The organism is Oleiphilus sp. HI0086 (assembly GCF_001635225.1).
On sequence record NZ_LWFZ01001297.1, the window covers coordinates 1 to 828 of the forward strand.

Genomic DNA, 828 nt, shown 5'->3' on the forward strand with positions numbered 1-828 from the left:
TACACTTTTAGCTTTCTGAACATTTCACGACCTAGAGGTCCGCGTGGCAACATGCCTTTAACCGCACCTTGAATAGCACGCTCAGGAGCTTTATCGATCAATTTTTCGAAAGAAATCGACTTAAGACCACCGATATAACCAGTATGTCTGTGATAAATCTTATCTTTAGCCTTGTTACCTGTTACTGCAACTTTCTCTGCATTAACAACAACAATGTAATCACCTGTATCAACATGAGGTGTGTATTCTGGCTTATGCTTGCCCCTTAAACGGCTCGCAATTTCACTTGATAAGCGACCAAGTGTTTTGCCTGTAGCATCTACTACATACCAGTCACGCTTTACGCTTTCTGGCTTTGCACTTAACGTTTTCATTTATTCCGCCTTTAGCTCCAATGAGCCTTTACAAAATCCAAGTTCGATGGCAATTTCGCCATTCGGATGTCACGAATTATCGCGGTTTCACATATTGAGACGGGGCTGTACTCGCAAAGCTACACCGATAATTTTAGGGCGCGCAGTATAATATAATTAAACACAATTAATCCAGAACTAATTTAGTTTTTCTTTCATTGCCCCGCATAAAAAATTTCTTCGGCATTATCTCTCAAGGCTGCAGCCAAGATTTCAGGGCTTTCAGAGCGAATATTACATAGCGCCGAAAAAACCTGACGAATATCCGAAGGACAACCAAACTCTCGCCTCAACCCGGAAACTCTCATATCCGGGCTATCCGTCTCCAACAACAAACTACCCAAAGGGGCTGTCGCAACAGCGGATCGGGTTCGCGTGGCACTTGGCCAAGTAATAACGCAACCTACACCGATGC

The 828-nt window shown here is 43.6% G+C and carries 2 protein-coding genes; both read right to left on the reverse strand.

Going from position 1 to position 828, the window contains the following annotated elements; translation table 11 throughout:
* The coding region (gene rplM, locus A3756_RS22265) for a 50S ribosomal protein L13 (RefSeq protein ID WP_068554677.1) at positions 1-374 on the reverse strand (374 nt) is incomplete at its 3' end.
* A gap of 194 nt (positions 375-568) precedes the next feature.
* Positions 569-828 (reverse strand): TatD family hydrolase (locus A3756_RS22270; protein WP_197481471.1); only part of this gene is annotated, 260 nt, incomplete at its 5' end.